The organism is Mycolicibacterium boenickei (assembly GCF_010731295.1).
Lineage (GTDB): Bacteria > Actinomycetota > Actinomycetes > Mycobacteriales > Mycobacteriaceae > Mycobacterium > Mycobacterium boenickei.
In genome coordinates, this window is record NZ_AP022579.1 from 2,747,042 (window position 1) to 2,763,362 (window position 16,321).

Genomic DNA, 16,321 nt, shown 5'->3' on the forward strand with positions numbered 1-16,321 from the left:
GCTTTCAGTCGATGACCGCGGTCGCCTTGTGCACGGTGATCGGCGCGGCCAGCTGCTGCTCGTCGCAGATCCGTTGCAGTTTCTCAAGTGTTGCGGCCAGACCCGGGCCGGTTCGGCGATCCGGGGCGAATGTCGCGGGCAGGTGCTGCATGCCCTGGATGACGCCGATGGTCTCGTAGTGCACGGCACCGGCCGGGTCGCAACGGTAGTCCGGCATCCGGTCGAGCACCCCGGTGAGCATCGACTTGAACACCATGCGTGCGACATTCGAACCGATACAGCGATGCACCCCGAGCCCGAAACTGAAGTGCCGGTTGCCCGTTCGGTCCATCAGGAGCTCGTTCGGACTCTCGAACACTCGTGGATCGCGGTTGGCCATCGCCCAGGACAACCACAGCCGCTCACCTTCCTTGAGCGGTACGCCGTCCACCTCGATGTCCTCGGCGACGGTGCGGCCGTCCCCGGGTGCCGGGGTGAAGTACCGCAGGAAATCCTCGGTCGCCGAGTCGAGCAGGGCCGCGCGGTCGCGGCTCAAGCGTTCCCGCTGATTGGGGTGCTGCGAGAGCCACTCCAGCGAATGCGCGGTCAGTGCCGTCGTGGTGTCGAAGCCTCCGCCGATCAGGAGCATGAGCATGCCCAGGATCTCCGAATCGGGGGCCGGCTCGCCATCGATGCGCATCTGCACCATCGCGTCGATCAACCCTGGTCGCGGATTGTCGCGGATCACGGCGACATGGCCCATCATGTGCACCGCGGATGCCACGGAAAGGTCGAAGACGCGTTTGGCGTCGGGGGAGTCGGCCCTGGTGTACACCGATGCGTGCGCGGGTTCGCAGTAGATCTCCCATTCGGCGAGCGGGACACCCAGCAGGCCCAGCGTCAGCACCGCCGGGACGATGTTCGCCAGATCGTCGACGAAATCGATACTGCCGTCTTCGATCTTCTCGTCCAGACACGCTCTGACGAGCTCGTCGACCACCGGCTTCCACCGCGCGACCGCGGCCGGTGAGAGGTATCCGTTGAGTGGTGTCCGGTAGGCGCGGTGCTCGGGATCATCCATCTCCAGCATGCCGCCGCGGAACTGCGTGCTGACCTCGCCGCGGGGAATGTTGATGCCCCGGTAGCCTTTTCGCTCCCCGACGATGTCGTTGTCATTCGAGATGTGTGGGCAGCGGGCCAGTTCGAAGACCTCGCTGCTGCCTGCCGCCACCCAGTGCCCGCCATAGGTGTCGGTCCAGGCCAGTGGGCAGGAATCCAGCATCTCCGAGGTGATCGGCTCGAACTGGTCGCGATACTGCGGAGTGTGCCGATCGAAGTGGTAGCTGCGCTCGGTATGTCGAGCTTCGGCCGTCGCACCCTCGGTCATCTGCGCTCCCAACGTGGTTGTGGGTCTGCAGGTCTGAGGATATGAACTATGCGCCCTACCGTGGGCGGTTCGGGTAGATCAGGGCGTGAGATTGAGGACTGCCTTGCCGTACTCAAGGTCGGCCGGCACCGAGACATGGTCGTGGAACACCAGCCAGACGCCGTCGACGCAGCGCAGGCAGGCCGTCCACCGCAGCCACATGTCGATGTCGCGGCCACTGCCCAGGGTGCCGCTGACGTGGTTGAGGCTGTGCACGAACGCGATGTCACCCTCGGTGGTGATGGTCAGCTCGTGTACGTCGTAACCGATCGGGCCGGTGTAGGCCGTGAAGACCTCCTGCCAGGCCCTTCGCTTGTTGTCGTCACCGGCGTACCGCAGCGGTGCCCCGAGGTCGAACGACACCACGTCGGGCGCATAGAGCCCAGTGAGCGTGTCGAGGTCGCGCGCACGGATCGCATCCACACCGTCGGCGATGCGCTGTCGAATGGCGGCTTCAGTCACGAATGTCACGGTAGGTCAGGCCGCCGGCGTAGCGCCGCGGTTCGCCGCGACTTCGTTCGGTGGTTGATGCGCGGCGGCGCGTGCGACCGGTTACAGTTCCGTCAATACTCATGTAATTCTCAGGATCGAGGTCAGTGAATGGACGTTGCGGTTCGCCCGTGGCTGGCCACCGGGGTGGCGATGGTCGGCGCGACAGCGGTGGCGATGTCGCCGGTCACGCCCTCGTGGCAGGCGCCGGACGTGCAGGCGGCGGCACCCGCTATCGCCTCGGAGTTCCACCTCACCGATTTCGAGCTGCCCTACATCCTGACCTTGCCGATCGTGCGGCAGTCGATCCGTAACTGGGCCGAGAACTGGGCGGTCTACCTGGCTGGGCTGGGCAAGGCCGGCATCGGTCTCGGCCAGTCGGTGCTGGCGATCCCCGGCGTCACGGTGGAGATCATCCAGCAGATCCTCGACCTCGACTTCGTCGGTGCCTTCGACACCTTTACCCAGGCGCTGCGCGATTCGGTGGTGGCCGTCGGGCAGCCACTGCTGGATTCGGCGATCTGGCGCAATCAGAAGTACCTGGTGGTGCAGGCCGCGATGGAGGCCGCGTGGCCCCAGGCGGTCATCGATGTGGCCAACGGGCTGCTCGAGGCGGGGAACGGTGTCGCGACGTCATTCATCGTCGGCACGCAGAATCTGGTCGCCGCCGTGCTCACCTTCGACCTGAGCAACATCGTCGACGCCACGGTCGAGGGCACAAGGAACTTCCTGATCTCCCTCGGCGACGGGGCGAGGTCAATCGTCGACGGCATCGAGGCCGCTCAGCTGGGGATCGCCACCGCGCTCGCGACCGCGCCGCCACCGCCGCCCACCTTCGGCGCCTCGCAGCTGCGCACCCCGTCGGTCACCGCGCCGATCGGTCTCGACGCGCCGTTGAAGGCCGTCACGGTCGATGTGCCCGGCGCCGTCGTGAAGACCGTGGCCGGGCCGGAAGCGGGGGCCGAACTGGTTGCCGAACCGCAGGATTCGCCGGTCTCGAAGAAGAAGATCAGTCCCCGCGCCGCGGTCAAGGACGCGCTCAAACAGGCGGGGGCCGATATCAAGAGCCTCAGCGACCGGGTGGCCGCCGATCTGAACCAGCACGCCGACGGCAAGAAGCGCGTCGGCGTGAAGGGCGGCGCCAAGACCAAGGACGCGACGGGCTCCGCTGCCGACGCAAAGCCTGCCGGCGGGCAGTCGGAGCACGGCGAAGGCTGAGTCAGGACGCCGAAAATCAGTCGGCCGGACCAAGTCCCAGGCCGACGAGGAGGACGCGAACCCGCCGTTCGATGTCGTCGCGAATCGGCCGGACCGCTTCGACACCGAGGCCGGCCGGGTCTGCCAACTCCCAGTTCTCGTAGCGCTTGCCGGGGAAGTAGGGACAGGTGTCCCCGCATCCCATCGTGACGACGACGTCGGCCGCCTGGACGATCTCGTCGGTCCATCGCCGTGGCTGCGCGCGGCCGATGTCGATACCGACCTCGGCCATGGCGGCGATCGCGGCGGGATTCACCGTGTCGGCCGGCTCCGAGCCTCCCGAGAACACCGCTGCCCGGTCTCCGGCGAGGTGGGCGAAGAAGCCCATCGCCATCTGTGAGCGGCCGGCGTTGTGCGTGCACAAGAACAACACACTGGGGTGGTCGCGGTCGGCCATCAGCTGATCCTCACGGCTTGATCGTCTCGTGGTGTGCGGAACCGCTTCCGAAAGGCCAGTGAGACGTAGACCAGGGCCACCAGGACGGGCACTTCGATGAGCGGGCCGACCACCCCCGCGAGGGCTTGGCCGGAGGCTGCGCCGTACGTCGCGATCGCCACTGCGATGGCCAGTTCGAAGTTGTTGCCCGCGGCCGTGAACGCAAGTGTGGTGGTGCGCTCATACCCCAGGCCCAGGACGGCTCCCAGTGCGTATCCGCCACCCCACATGATGGCGAAGTACGCCAGCAGCGGCAGCGCGATACGAGCGACGTCCCATGGGCGATCGGTGATTTGTTCGCCCTGAAGGGCGAACAGCACCACGATCGTGAACAGCAGGCCGTACAGCGCCCACGGACCGATCCGCGGCAGGAAGGTCGATTCGTACCAGTCTCTGCCCTTCGTGGATTCGCCGATCCGGCGCGACAAATAGCCGGCCAACAGTGGGATGCCAAGGAAGATCAGCACCGATTTGGCGATCTGCCATGGCGACGTGTCGATGGTGGTCTGCTCCAGGCCGAGCCAGCCGGGGAGTACCGACAGATAGAACCAGCCGAGCACGGCGAACATGAGCACTTGAAAAATCGAATTGAGGGCGACGAGTACCGCGGCGGCTTCGCGGTCTCCGCAGGCCAAGTCGTTCCAGATGATGACCATGGCGATGCATCGGGCCAGCCCGACGATGATGAGACCCGTTCGGTACTCGGGCAGATCGGGCAGGAACAGCCAGGCCAGCGCGAACATCAGCGCGGGGCCCAGCACCCAGTTGAGGATCAGCGAGCTGACCAGCAGCCTGCGATCACCGGTCACGCGATCGAGTCGGTCGTAGCGGACCTTGGCCAGGACCGGGTACATCATGATCAGCAGGCCCAACGCGATCGGAAGCGAAATGCCATCGACCTGAATGTGATTCAGTGCGCTGTTGACGCCGGGGACCAGCCGTCCGAGCAGCAGACCGCCGCCCATCGCCACCGCGATCCAGACGGGCAGCAGCCGATCCAGTGTGGAAAGTCTGGTGATGGCAGGCGGGTTCACGAGGCGCAGCAGGCGCCGCCGGTGTCGGCGCCATCGAGTGCGGACGAGTTGGTACCGAAGGACTCAGAGTCCGCGAGAACCGTGTAGACCTCCCACTTTTCGCCCGCGGGACCCGTCACCCACACCTTGTCCTGGGTGGCGAAACAACAGGTGGTGCCGATCTCCTCCTCGGTGAACATGCCCGCGTCCGTCAGGCGGGCGATCTCCGCATGCACCTGTTCACTGGACTCGACTTCGACCCCGAGGTGATTGAGTGTCCCGCCGTGCCCGGGGTTTTCGATCAGCACCAACTTCAGCGGGGGAGCGGCAATGGCGAAGTTGGCGTAGCCGGGCTTGACCTTCGCCGGTGCCGTGTTGAAGAGCTTCGAGTAGAACGCGATGGCCTCGTCGAGATCATCGACGTTCAAGGCGAGTTGTGCGCGGGACATGACAGTCTCCCCAGCCTTTGTGACTTATATCGAACTATCGGGCAGCATTGATGATGCCACCTCTTCGACATATGTCAACATTCTCTGGCAGACTGGGGTGCATGCCCAAGGCGTTGCCGGTGCTCGACACCACTGAACCGGTCTGCTGCTCACCGGTGGCGGCCGGCCCGATTGATGACGATGCGGCGCTGGAAATCGCGCTACGGCTCAAGGCGCTGGCAGACCCGGTACGGGTCAAGCTGGTGTCGCTGTTGTTCAGCGCCGAGGCGGGAGAAGTGTGTGGGTGTGACCTGGCGGTCGCGGTCGGCCTGGCCGAATCAACGGTCAGCCATCATCTGTCCCAGTTGCGACGTGCCGGGATGGTGGAGTCCGAACGGCGCGGCATGAACGTCTATCACCGCCCGCGCCGGGACTCACTCGTCGCGTTGTGCACTGTGCTCGACCCCAACTGCTGCCGTTAGAAGGCGGCGGCGAAGCCGGACTGGCGTCGATTGCGTCAGACGCAGTCGACGCAGAGCTGCTGGTCGCCCTTTTGCAGGGCCATCCGGTTGCGGTGCTGCACCAGGAAACAGCTCGAGCAGGTGAACTCGTCAGCCTGCTTGGGAATGACACGCACGCTCAGTTCTTCGCCGGAGATGTCGGCGTCGGGAAGGTCGAACGAGTCGACCACCTCGTCCTCGTCGATGACCGCGGTGTTCGCCGCGGTGCGCCGCTGGGCAGCCAGTTCCTCGAGAGACTCGTCAGTGGCCTCGTCGGTCTCCTTGACCCGGGGTGCGTCGTAATCGGTTGCCATAGATGATCCTCCTAATAATCAGACCAATGCTTGGCCAACGCCGCAGCGGGACTCCTTGTTCCCCGGGCGAACAGCCTGTAAACGTCGGATGCACGTTAGCGGTTCAATCCCGTGGGGTCTTCATCGGTGGACGTGATGCTGAGTACAGTCGTCGGCGTGCATGACGATGTCAGAGGTTCGGACGCCGAGATCTTCGATGACGCTGAACTTGATGAGTACCTCGATGACGACGATGCGGATCTGGAGGACTTGGACTCCAACGGTCAGTTGATCTCGATTCGTCGCGCCAACGGCGAGGAGCTCCTCACCATCGTCGCCCAGGACGACGAGTGGAATGTCGACCTGCAGCCCGGCGGCTCCGTGCAGAGCGCATTCCTCGGATCGCGGCGCGACACTCCGGTGTGGATCAACGCCCTCGACGGCCAGATCGAGCGCGACGACGACGGTACCTACGTCATCCGTATCGACTGACTGTCGAAGGACTTTGCGCTCGTCGTGAGCGCAACAATGGTGCCGCGACACCCTATCGCCGATGGTGACGGGGTGTCCTCTCTGCGTGTAGTGAAGCTCGGTGCCCACATCGGGGCCCGCATCGACGGAATCGATGTCAACGGCCACCTCGACGCGGCCACGGTGTCCGCGATCAACGATGCCCTGCTCGAGCACAAGGTCATCTTCTTCCGCGGGCAACACCACCTCGACGACGACGGCCAGCTGGCGTTCGCCCGGTTGCTCGGCACGCCGACGGGAGCGCATCCGACCGTCACCTCACGGGGCGACCGGATCCTGCCGATCGACTCGCGATATGACAAGGCGAACAGTTGGCACACCGATGTGACGTTCGTCGACCGCATCCCGAAGGCCTCACTGCTCAGGGCGGTGACGCTGCCGAACTACGGCGGCACCACCACGTGGGCGTCGACCGAAGCCGCCTACGACGGGCTGCCCGAGCCCCTGCGGGCGCTGGTCGAGAACCTGTGGGCAGTGCACACCAACCAGTACGACTATGCGGCCGATTACGACGGGCGCCACGAGGAGCTTGCCGACGGTCACCGGCAGTATCGCGAAGAGTTCGAGTCCGAGTACTACGAGACGGAGCATCCGGTGGTGCGGGTCCATCCCGAGACCGGAAAGCGGGTATTGCTGCTGGGGCACTTCATCAAACAGTTCGTGGGCGTCAGCTCCGCGGAGTCGGCCACCCTGTTCCAGTTGCTCCAGAATCGGGTCATCAAGCTGGAGAACACGATTCGATGGAGCTGGGAACCCGGTGACCTGGCGATCTGGGACAACCGGGCCACGCAGCACTACGCGGTGGCCGACTACGACGACCAGTTCCGCCGGCTGAGCCGGATCACGCTGGCCGGCGACATCCCCGTCGACGTGCACGGCCGGCGCAGCCGGTCGGTCGCCGGGGACGCGTCGCGGTACTCCGAGGTGGTCACCCCGATCGCGCTGGCGGGTTGACCGGCTGGTCAGAGCCGGTCCATCTCCCGAGCCATCAGGCTGTTTTCGAGATAGCTGCACCGCGAGGGGTAGTAGCGCGAGTGCCGCCGTTCGGTGGCCGCGTGCCAGTGTGCGGCGACTGATGACACCGCATGCGACATCATCGTGATGACGTTGTGGTGCGTGTGGGTGCCGGCTGCCGCGGCAGTACTGAACAGCACCTGCTGTTCGGTGATGAGCACCGGCGGGTGTGTGTGTCGGCGCGTCGTGATGTCTGTTGAGGTTTCGCGTCGGACGGCGGAAACCGGATGGAAAACGCTCATTTCGAAACTTCCTCTGAACCGAGCACTGGGTCGTCGCCACGGTGCGATACGAAAAACGTACGGCCGCCGGTGGTCATTCCTCACGCGTAGTGCACTACCTCTTTATGGGACGTATCGGACCGAACGTTCTTTTACAGCCCGGCTTCCCGAGGCCGGTACATGGACACCCCGATCGATTTGTAAAGCCGGACACGCAGTTTGCCACTGACCGATGGCGGGCCCGGCTCAGATCTTCCCTGTGCAACTATCACGTTCCCGCGCAGGACATTTGGGATGGATTCCGGCCGGGACGACGCGCACACTGAGCATCAAAGATGCGGTGAAAGGCGCCGACAGGGGGGATCCGATGAGTGCGCAACAACAACAGAAGCTCGACGCGCTCTACTCGCTCGACAACGTGCTGACCATCAGAATCACTATGGCGCAGGCGGACTGGGACGCGGTGCGTACCGAGCAGCCCGCGGGCGGGATATGCAACTTCGACTGGGACGGCGGTTCGCGCTACACCTGGCGCAAGGCGGCCAGGGTCGAGATCTCGGGAACCGCGTTTCCCGCACGGACGGAGTTCAGCGATGTCGGCGTCAAGAAGAAGTCCTTCTGCGGGTCGATAAACAGTGAGAAGCCATGTATCCACCTCGATTTCGGCAAGTTCAGCGACACGAGCGAGGAGCGGGCCGAGGATCTGTTCGGATCGCGCTACCTGACCCTGAACAACTCGATCCAGGACGCGTCGTTCGTTCGGCAGCCGCTCGGCTACCAGCTGCTGGCGATGGCCGGGCTGCCGCACTCGCGGTGCAACCTGGCCCGCGTCTTCGTCAACGGCATTCCGATCGGACAGGGCCTTGCCGGGGTGAATGCACCGGGCGTCTACGTCAACGCCGAACCGATCATGAAGCGCTACATCGAGCGCAACTTCGGCAACATGAAAGGGAACCTGTACGAAATCGAGCACAGGGACGATTTCGTCGCGGGCCGCGTCCATTTCATCGCCACCGAGGAGCTGTCGGCGTTCGAGAACAAGGCAGACCTGAAGCTCGCCATCGACCACATCGCCGACCACGGGATCGCCGGGGCGGCCGAAGTGTTCGACCTCGAGCAGTTCATCCGGCTGTATGCCATGGAGTTCTTCCTCAAACACTGGGACGGCTACTCCAACAACACCAACAACACCTACGTCTACAACGACGTCACCGCCGTCGAGACGCCCGGCGTAGCCAACATCAAGTTCAAGCTGATCCCGTGGGGGATCGACCAGACCTTGCGTACCGACCACCGGTTCAAATTGGGTGGCACGGCCAAACTCGCTCAGCTGGTGCGTGAGGATCCGGCCCGCCGCGAGCAGGTGTTCAGCCAGATCCGCATGTACCGCGAGACGATCTTCAGCCGGAAGTCCCAGCAGACGGTGCTCAAGCCACTGCTCGATCGGTTGCAGGCCCTCGTGACGGACCTCGGTGTGCCCGACGCGGCCGCGCAGGTCGCCACGGTTCGCCAGCAGTTGCGGCTGGCTGAATCGGCGGCCTATGCGCTGACCGGGATCCCCGACAACGCCAGCGTCTATCTGCTCAACGAGGAGTCCGGCGCTGCCCTGCACGCCAGCAACAGCGAGACGATCCCGCCCGCAGCGGCGCCGCCGCAGAACTTCGAGGTCTACCACTGGCCGCTGAAGGACGACGACGATCCGGCTGACCTGTGGAGGGTCAATGACGCCGGAGGCGGACGGAAATCGCTGACCAATCAGGGCTCCGGCCGTGTGCTGCACGCCAGTGACAGCCTGACCACCGCCCAGGGACACAAGTACCTCTACACCTGCGCGCCGGCCAACACCGACCACGCCGAGGAATTCGCGATCGTGCCCTCGGCGTCAGTGCCGGCCGACTTCGCCTACAGCGGCTACTTCCGGCTGGTGAGTGCGCGGACGAACCTGCAGGCCACCTACGGCATGGACCTCACTCCCGGCGGTCGGGCGCGGGTCCATCAGGAGCCCCTCGGGTCGAGGATCTGCTTGTACTGACGGATTTCCCGGGCCCGATCTCATCCCTCGATCACCGCGTACCCGCCACGGTCGTCGACGACGAGGATCCGCCGCTCGCCATCGGGGTAGAAAGCCGTGCAGCCCTCCGGCTTCATCGACTCCCGAAAGCGTGCTCCGGTGACCCGCAGCGCGTCGGAGCCCCGGGTCCAGGTGCACAGTGCGAACGGTTCGGCCTTCCGGCTCAGCGACTTGCCGAGCAGGATCAGGAACTCCGCGGAGCGCTCGTCGTAGGAGATGTCGCGGATGCCCTGCAGCGCCACCGAATGAGGAACCCGCACGATCCGAGCGACCGGCTCGCCCAGGCAGGCCGTGGTCCAGGCGGCGGTGTCGATGCGCGCAGGCACCTCGATGATCGTCACCTGTCCGGGCGTCGCAGGCCCGCGCACCCCGAACAGCAGCGCGCCTGCGCCCGGATCCCAGGCGACCCCTTCGATGTTGAGCCCGCCGTCATCGGGTTCGGCAGCGGCCGCTGCCGCCAAGGCGGGTTCGTGCGCCAGCAGCCAGGAGCGGAAGCCCGTCATCGGTTCGGCCCGCAGGTTGCCGGCGTCGGCGTAACTGATCCGGACCAGCCCGTCGTTGACCTGTGAACCCGATACCGACAGTGACGATGCCGCGATGAGGTATGTCTGGCCGTGGGCCTCGACCCGGGTCAACCCTTCGGGATCACCGAGCTGGTGCTCGGTCACGCCCGTCAGGTCACGCCGCTGGATGCCGCGCAGCTTGCCGTTGCCCGGATCCAGCGTGAGCTCGAAAACTGCTGTGGCGTCATGATTGTCGATGAATACAAAGCGGTCGGGAGCTACCTGCACGACCCCGGACGCGTTGAACACCACCCCGTCGTTGCGTTCACCGAACGAATGGGACTTGACCCGAGTCTTGCTTTCGAACAGCTCCCCCATGGGTCGATGCTAGGCGTTGCCGCCCGCCGGACCCCCGGAAATCCCGCCCTAATCGGTGTCGCGGCGATAGCGTGAGAACTCGTCGTTTCACACCTGGATAGGAGACCGGACGATGAGAGCCGAATCCACGTCGGGCGAGGGCATCGCCGGAGTCATCCGGTCCCCGCAACGGCTGATGGCCGCCGTCGTGGCGCTGCTGGTCGGGTTGGTCGGGGCTGCGATGCTGGCCCCGGCCCGCGCGGCCGCCGACGGCGAGACCTATGTCGTCGCCACCGACATCACCTTCGCGCCGTTCGAATTCCAGGATGTGGACGGAAAATTCGTCGGCATCGACATCGATCTCATCAACGAGATCGCGGCGAACCAGAAATTCAACATCACGATCAAACCGCTGGGCTTCGACGCCGCGCTGCAGGCGGTTCAGGCCAATCAGGCCGACGGGGTGATCGCCGGCATGTCGATCACCGACGAGCGCAAGAAGGTCTTCGACTTCTCCGACCCGTATTTCGAATCCGGCGTGCAGATGGCGGTGCTGGCCACCAACGAGGACATCAAGTCGTACGCCGACCTCAAGGGCAAGCGGGTGGCGGTCAAGAACGGCACCCAGGGCGCCGAGTTCGCCGAGTCGATCAAGGACAAATACGGCTTCCAGATCGTCTCGTTCGCCGATTCCGCTTCGATGTTCGAGGAAGTCAAGACGGGTAACTCCGTGGCCGTCTTCGAGGATTACCCGGTCCTCGCCTACGGCATCCAGCAGGGCAACGGATTCAAGACCGTGACGCCGAAGGAGAAGGGTTCCAGCTACGGCTTCGCGGTCAACAAGGGCCGCAACGCCGAACTGCTGAGCAAGTTCAATGCGGGGCTCAAGGAACTCAAGGACTCCGGGCGGTACGACGAGATCGTCGAGAAGTACCTCGGCGAGGGCGCCTCGGAGGCCGACAACTCGTTCTTCGGCTTGATCAAGAGCACCTTCCCGTTCCTGCTGGCCGGCCTCAAGATGACGATCATCCTGACGGTGGTGTCGATCGCCATCGCGCTGGTGCTCGGCGTCATCTTCGGTCTCTTCCGGGTGTCGCGGTCGATCGTGCTGAGGGCGATCGGCACCACGTACGTCGATATTTTCCGTGGCACACCACTTCTGGTGCAGGCCTTCTTCATCTACTTCGGTATCCCGACCGCGCTGGGGTTCCAGATGACGGCGCTGACGGCGGGCATCATCACGCTGTCGCTCAATGCCGGGGCCTACATGACAGAGATCGTGCGCGGCGGCATCCAAGCCGTGGACAAGGGGCAGATGGAGGCGGCCCGCAGCCTCGGTATCGGATACCTCCCGACGATGCGCAAAGTCATTCTGCCGCAGGCAGTTCGCACCATGATCCCGTCGTACGTCAACCAGTTCGTCATCACCCTCAAGGACACGTCGATCCTGTCGGTGATCGGCATCGCCGAGCTGACCCAGACCGGCCGGCTGATCATCGCCCGCAACTACCAGTCGTTCACGATGTGGCTGATCATCGGCATCATCTACTTCATCGTCATCATGGCGCTGACGAAGCTCTCTGACCGGCTCGAAAAAAGGATGGTGAAATGACCCAGCTGGTACCGGAAGCCGCGGCCGCCGAACCCGAGGGCACCGTCAAGATCCGCATCGAGGGCCTGAAGAAGTCATTCGGCGATCTGGTGGTGCTCGACGGCATCGACACCACGGTGAGCAAGGGTGAGGTGGTCTGTGTCATCGGACCGTCGGGGTCCGGCAAGTCCACCTTCCTGCGGTGCCTCAACAAGCTTGAGGACATCACCGCGGGCAAGGTCACCGTCGACGGCTTCGACCTCACCGACCGAAAAGTGGACCTGGACAAGGTGCGTCAGCACATCGGCATGGTGTTCCAGCACTTCAACCTGTTCCCGCACATGACGGTGATCGACAACGTGACGCTGGCGCCGCTGCTGACCAAGAAGATGGACAAGGCCGCCGCCGAGAAGCGGGCCATGGAACTGCTGGGCCAGGTGGGTCTGGCGGAGAAGGCCAACGTCAAACCGGCCACGTTGTCCGGTGGTCAGAAGCAGCGCGTCGCGATCGCTCGGGCGCTGGCCATGAATCCCTCGATCATGTTGTTCGACGAGGCCACCAGCGCCCTGGACCCGGAGATGGTCGGCGACGTGCTGCAGGTGCTGCGGGACCTGGCCGAGGGCGGCATGACGATGGTGGTGGTCACCCACGAGATGGGTTTCGCCCGGGAGGTGGCCTCACGGGTGATCTTCATGGCCGACGGCAACATCGTCGAGGACGACACTCCGGCCGAGGTGTTCGACAGCCCCAAACACCCACGGCTGCAAGAGTTTCTGTCGAAGGTGCTGTAACTCAGCGCGCGAACAATCCGGCGACGAGGGCCTGCGCCACCACGCCGGCGTCGCGGCGGGCCGCTGCCGGATCGTCGGCGGTCGCGATCAGCAGGGCCGCTTCGTCCAGCGCGCCGATGAGCATCGACGCGAGGCTGTCGACCGGAAGATCGGGCAGCTCGCCGGTTTCGACGGCGCGGCGGATGCCGTCACGCAGGGTGCCGAGGTAGTTGCGGTTGTCGATCTCGCGCATCTGCGCGAAGCCCAGTGCGGCGGGCGCCTGCAGCACGCTGATCCGGGCCACGGTGGGATCCAGGCAACCGTCCAGAAACTCTTCGATCCCGGCTTCGAGCTGCGTCCTGCCGGTGTCGTGGGCCAGCGCGGCCGGCAGCACGCGCGCGGCCAGCTCACCTTCCACGTTTTCGTAGACGGCCCGGAACACCGCCTCCTTGGTGGGGAAGTGGTAGTACAGCGCGTTGCGCGTGACGGCTGCGACGCGCGCGATGTCACCCGTGGAGACCGCCGCGTAGCCGCGTTCGACGAACAGTGAGCGCGCCGCGGCGACCAGGGCCGAGCGGGTGGCTTCGCTGCGCTGTTCTCGGCCGTCGCGGGGATCGTCGCTCATTCGCAGAATTTTAACAAGCTGTATGTATTGATGTTCGACGCTTCATGTGTTTGCATACAGTCTGTATTGATTGTCCCGATGCTCGCGGCGGAGAGGACTCCGAAGATGAACGTGCTCAGCTCCCGGAGCTTGGTCCAGCTGCCCTGCGGTCAGGTCGGCGTACGTGAACTCGGCAGCGGCCGGCCCGTCGTGCTGCTGCACGGCCTGGTCGCCAACGGACTGGTGTGGCGTCACGTGGCCGCCGGTCTGGCCGGCCAATTCGGTGGCCAGATCCGTTGTATCGCACCTGATCTGGCCCTTGGGTCGCACACCCCGGCGGTGCCGGGCGCCGATCTCACCCTGCCCGGCCTGGCCCGGACCGTGGTCGATCTGCTCGACGCGCTCGGTATCGAGCAGGCGGTACTGATCGGCAACGGCTACGGCGGCGACATCGCCCAGGTGGTCGCCGCGTGCCATCCGCAGCGGGTCGAGTCGCTGGTGCTCGTCGCCACCAACGCCTTCGACTCCGATCCGTGGCCGGTCAAGGTGCTGGCCCGGCTCACCTCACTTCCCGGGGCCGGGTTGTTGCAGTCGAAGATCATCGGGCTGAAACCGCTGCAACGGCTCCGGATCACCTACGGCGGCGCGACCAAACGCCCGATTCCTGCCGACATCATGGCCGAGTATCTCCGGCCGCTACGCAGTGATCCGTTGGTGCGGAACGATTTCCGGCGCTTTCTCGGCGAACTGTCACCGGCGTACCTGGCGGAGTACTCGCCCCGGCTGGCCGAGTACGACCGGCCCGCGCTGGTGGTCTGGCCGCGCGAGGAACGGTACTTTCCCGCCCAGGGCGCGCGACGGCTGGCCGAGACGCTGCCACGGGCCACACTCGAGTACGTCGACGACTCCTACGCCTGGGTGCCCGAAGACAATCCGGCACCGCTGGTCGCGCTGCTGGGCGAATTCCTCGGGTTCGCGCAGCCCGCCGCGGACTCCGGTCAGCCCTGCTCGACCACGTTGGACTGACCCGACTTGCTCACCTCGGGCTCCCCGGCACGGTAGGTGACCCGGTTGTCGAATCCGGATACCCCGATGGTCTCGGAGGATTCGACGGTGATGACGTTCTCGATGCCGGACACCGTCACTGCGGTGCAGTGGCCCGTGATCTCCAACTCGTTCTGGATGCCGCTGACGATCACGGTGTTGTCCCGGCACTCGACGGTCCGGTGCTCGTTGATCCCTGAGACGATCACGGTTTCGCCCGCCGGAACCTGGGTCGGTGCAACGGATCCCGGGACCGGCACGCCGTTGATCGTGGTCTGCCGGATGGTCGTCGACTGGCTGTCGGTGACCGTGCCGGTGGCGGTGTCGCCGGTATCGGTCTTGCTGAAAGTCAGGTAGGCCGTCACGAGTCCGCCGACCACCAGGGCCAGCGCGAATCCGCCGAACACCAGGAACAGGTGCGGGCTGCCGCTGCGGCGTTGTGGCGGTGGCGGTGGCGGTGCCGGATACGGCTCGTAGCCCGGCCACGGCGCAGGCGGTCCAGGGGGCGGCGGTGGGAACGAGGTGGGATAGGTCCAGGGCTGGGTCGGGGGCGGATCGGCGGAGCTCCCGGCGCTGAGTTCCGACGTACGGGCGGCCTCGGCGAGTGGGCGCTCGAGTTCCCGGATGCGCGCCTCGGGGTCGTCCTTCGGGTCCATGCGCAGATGCTCGCACATCCGACCGCAGATGCGGGAGGAATGCGTGCGTGCCGGCACGCCAGACCATTTGCTGACTGCGGCGAGCGCGAACGGTATGCACCGTCCGCCTGCAGGTGAGGTATCCACGAGCAAAATCATTGATACATAACCAGTCTGACCGTTGAACGGCAGTCGGGGCGATGTCGGTGGCCGCGCGTAGCCTGGTACTCACAGATGGTTGCTGCCCAAGGAGAAGAATCTCAGTGCCTCAGACAGGAAGATGGACCGGCGACCCGGTCTGGCTCGCCGATGTGCTTCGGGCGGAAGGTATCGACCTCGTCGAGTATCCCGGCTGGCGTACCCGGGGCCATGGGGATTTCAAGGACATCCGCGGCGTGATGGCGCACCACACCGGCTCGGACGCGGCGACGGCGGCGTCGATCGCCAACGGCCGCCCGGATCTGCCCGGCCCGTTGTCGCAGCTCCACATCGCCCGCGACGGCACGGTGACCGTGGTGGCGGTCGGGGTGGCGTGGCATGCCGGGGTCGGCCAGTATCCGTGGCTACCGACGAACATGGGCAACTGGCACATGATCGGCATCGAGTGCGCCAACAGCGGCACCAGTCCGACTGCGCCGCATCGCAAGAACTGGCCTGACGCACAGTATTTCGCGCTGGTGCGGTGTTGCGCTGCGATCAACCGCCGGCTGGCGCAGACCTCAGAACGCACCATCGGCCACAAGGAGTACGCGGGCCGCGCACAAGGAAAGTGGGATCCGGGCGCCATCGACATGGATATCCTGCGCGCCGACATCCAGGCGCAGATCGGCGATGTCGCGAATCCGGCGCCCACGCCCCGGCCGCCGGTGCCGGTGGGCCAATACACCGACACCCTGCTGTTCCGGCCCATGGAGGGCCCTGAGGTCGCCCGGTTGCAGCGCAGGCTCAAGGGCGCCTACGCGGCGTATGCGGGGGACCTTGAGATCGACGGCGTGTTCGGTCCGCAGACCGAGGCGGCCGTCAAGGAATTCCAGCGCCGCACCCGTGGGCTCAAGGTCGACGGCATCGTCGGCCCGGCCACCGCAGCCGCGCTTCGGCTCTAACCGGTGTCGGGTGGGTTGCTGCGGGCAGCGAACTCGCGATCCGAAACGGCTCATCT

General features: G+C 65.3%; 19 protein-coding genes. 9 read left to right on the plus strand and 10 right to left on the minus strand.

Features of this window, described 5'->3' with window-relative positions:
• Positions 1-4: 4 nt before the first annotated feature.
• Together G6N57_RS13050 and G6N57_RS13055 are read right to left on the minus strand one after the other, a co-directional pair.
• Positions 5-1,366: a cytochrome P450 gene (locus G6N57_RS13050; RefSeq protein ID WP_077742873.1), complete on the minus strand. Its 1,362-nt coding sequence runs from the start codon at positions 1,364-1,366 to the stop codon at positions 5-7.
• Positions 1,367-1,444: 78 nt separating this feature from the next.
• The gene (locus G6N57_RS13055) at positions 1,445-1,867 is read right to left on the minus strand and encodes a YybH family protein (RefSeq protein ID WP_077743245.1); all 423 of its coding nucleotides are present in this window, start codon (positions 1,865-1,867) and stop codon (positions 1,445-1,447) included.
• 138 nt (positions 1,868-2,005) lie between these two features.
• Between G6N57_RS13055 and G6N57_RS13060 the strand changes: the two genes are divergently transcribed.
• Entirely contained in the window at positions 2,006-3,112 is a 1,107-nt protein-coding gene (locus tag G6N57_RS13060; RefSeq protein ID WP_077742874.1) for a hypothetical protein, read from the plus strand.
• Positions 3,113-3,128: 16 nt separating this feature from the next.
• On the opposite strand, the gene G6N57_RS13065 is transcribed toward G6N57_RS13060, so the two are convergent.
• From G6N57_RS13065 to G6N57_RS13075, 3 genes are read right to left on the minus strand one after another with little or no spacing between them, the layout of a single operon-like run.
• On the minus strand, positions 3,129-3,548 hold the full coding sequence (locus G6N57_RS13065; RefSeq protein ID WP_077742875.1) for an arsenate reductase ArsC: 420 nt from the start codon (positions 3,546-3,548) through the stop codon (positions 3,129-3,131).
• Positions 3,548-4,621 (minus strand): ACR3 family arsenite efflux transporter, encoded by a 1,074-nt coding sequence (arsB, locus tag G6N57_RS13070; RefSeq protein ID WP_272936948.1) that lies wholly within the window; start codon positions 4,619-4,621, stop codon positions 3,548-3,550. The genes G6N57_RS13065 and arsB overlap by 1 nt, the downstream gene beginning before the upstream one ends.
• Positions 4,618-5,049 (minus strand): ArsI/CadI family heavy metal resistance metalloenzyme, encoded by a 432-nt coding sequence (locus tag G6N57_RS13075; protein ID WP_077742877.1) that lies wholly within the window; start codon positions 5,047-5,049, stop codon positions 4,618-4,620. Before G6N57_RS13075 ends, arsB begins: the two co-directional genes overlap by 4 nt.
• Before the next feature lie 101 nt (positions 5,050-5,150).
• Here G6N57_RS13075 and G6N57_RS13080 point away from each other — a divergent pair, with 101 nt between their 5' ends.
• Positions 5,151-5,510 carry an Rv2640c family ArsR-like transcriptional regulator gene (locus G6N57_RS13080; RefSeq protein WP_077742878.1) on the plus strand — a complete coding sequence of 120 codons (360 nt, stop codon included), beginning with the start codon at positions 5,151-5,153 and terminating at the stop codon, positions 5,508-5,510.
• A gap of 35 nt (positions 5,511-5,545) precedes the next feature.
• On the opposite strand, the gene G6N57_RS13085 is transcribed toward G6N57_RS13080, so the two are convergent.
• Positions 5,546-5,842, minus strand: coding sequence for a DUF4193 domain-containing protein (locus tag G6N57_RS13085; protein ID WP_077742879.1), 297 nt, complete (start codon positions 5,840-5,842; stop codon positions 5,546-5,548).
• A gap of 156 nt (positions 5,843-5,998) precedes the next feature.
• Between G6N57_RS13085 and G6N57_RS13090 the strand changes: the two genes are divergently transcribed.
• Entirely contained in the window at positions 5,999-6,313 is a 315-nt protein-coding gene (locus G6N57_RS13090; RefSeq protein ID WP_234815836.1) for a hypothetical protein, read from the plus strand.
• Positions 6,314-6,349: 36 nt separating this feature from the next.
• Positions 6,350-7,306 (plus strand): TauD/TfdA dioxygenase family protein, encoded by a 957-nt coding sequence (locus G6N57_RS13095; RefSeq protein ID WP_077742880.1) that lies wholly within the window; start codon positions 6,350-6,352, stop codon positions 7,304-7,306.
• Positions 7,307-7,314: 8 nt separating this feature from the next.
• On the opposite strand, the gene G6N57_RS13100 is transcribed toward G6N57_RS13095, so the two are convergent.
• On the minus strand, positions 7,315-7,527 hold the full coding sequence (locus G6N57_RS13100; RefSeq protein ID WP_077742881.1) for a hypothetical protein: 213 nt from the start codon (positions 7,525-7,527) through the stop codon (positions 7,315-7,317).
• 427 nt (positions 7,528-7,954) lie between these two features.
• Here G6N57_RS13100 and G6N57_RS13105 point away from each other — a divergent pair, with 427 nt between their 5' ends.
• A complete protein-coding gene (locus G6N57_RS13105; RefSeq protein ID WP_077742882.1) occupies positions 7,955-9,619 on the plus strand; it encodes a CotH kinase family protein in 1,665 nt (554 codons plus the stop codon).
• Positions 9,620-9,639: 20 nt separating this feature from the next.
• Here G6N57_RS13105 and G6N57_RS13110 read toward each other — a convergent pair whose 3' ends face one another.
• Positions 9,640-10,539, minus strand: coding sequence for a DUF3616 domain-containing protein (locus tag G6N57_RS13110; RefSeq protein WP_077742883.1), 900 nt, complete (start codon positions 10,537-10,539; stop codon positions 9,640-9,642).
• A 175-nt stretch (positions 10,540-10,714) separates the two neighbouring features.
• On the opposite strand from G6N57_RS13110, the gene G6N57_RS13115 reads away from it, so the two are divergent.
• Both G6N57_RS13115 and G6N57_RS13120 read left to right on the plus strand, forming a co-directional pair.
• On the plus strand, positions 10,715-12,130 hold the full coding sequence (locus G6N57_RS13115; protein ID WP_077743247.1) for an amino acid ABC transporter substrate-binding protein/permease: 1,416 nt from the start codon (positions 10,715-10,717) through the stop codon (positions 12,128-12,130).
• Positions 12,127-12,900, plus strand: coding sequence for an amino acid ABC transporter ATP-binding protein (locus tag G6N57_RS13120; RefSeq protein WP_077742884.1), 774 nt, complete (start codon positions 12,127-12,129; stop codon positions 12,898-12,900). The genes G6N57_RS13115 and G6N57_RS13120 overlap by 4 nt, the downstream gene beginning before the upstream one ends.
• A gap of 1 nt (position 12,901) precedes the next feature.
• On the opposite strand, the gene G6N57_RS13125 is transcribed toward G6N57_RS13120, so the two are convergent.
• The gene (locus G6N57_RS13125; RefSeq protein WP_077742885.1) at positions 12,902-13,504 is read right to left on the minus strand and encodes a TetR/AcrR family transcriptional regulator; all 603 of its coding nucleotides are present in this window, start codon (positions 13,502-13,504) and stop codon (positions 12,902-12,904) included.
• Positions 13,505-13,609: 105 nt separating this feature from the next.
• On the opposite strand from G6N57_RS13125, the gene G6N57_RS13130 reads away from it, so the two are divergent.
• A complete protein-coding gene (locus tag G6N57_RS13130) occupies positions 13,610-14,509 on the plus strand; it encodes an alpha/beta fold hydrolase (RefSeq protein WP_162564007.1) in 900 nt (299 codons plus the stop codon).
• Here the strand turns inward: G6N57_RS13130 and G6N57_RS13135 are convergent.
• Entirely contained in the window at positions 14,482-15,183 is a 702-nt protein-coding gene (locus tag G6N57_RS13135; RefSeq protein WP_077743248.1) for a DUF3060 domain-containing protein, read from the minus strand. The genes G6N57_RS13130 and G6N57_RS13135 overlap by 28 nt on opposite strands.
• 242 nt (positions 15,184-15,425) lie before the next feature.
• Between G6N57_RS13135 and G6N57_RS13140 the strand changes: the two genes are divergently transcribed.
• Complete coding sequence (locus G6N57_RS13140) at positions 15,426-16,265, plus strand: peptidoglycan recognition protein family protein (RefSeq protein ID WP_077742887.1); 840 nt, start codon at positions 15,426-15,428, stop codon at positions 16,263-16,265.
• Positions 16,266-16,321 lie beyond the last annotated feature (56 nt).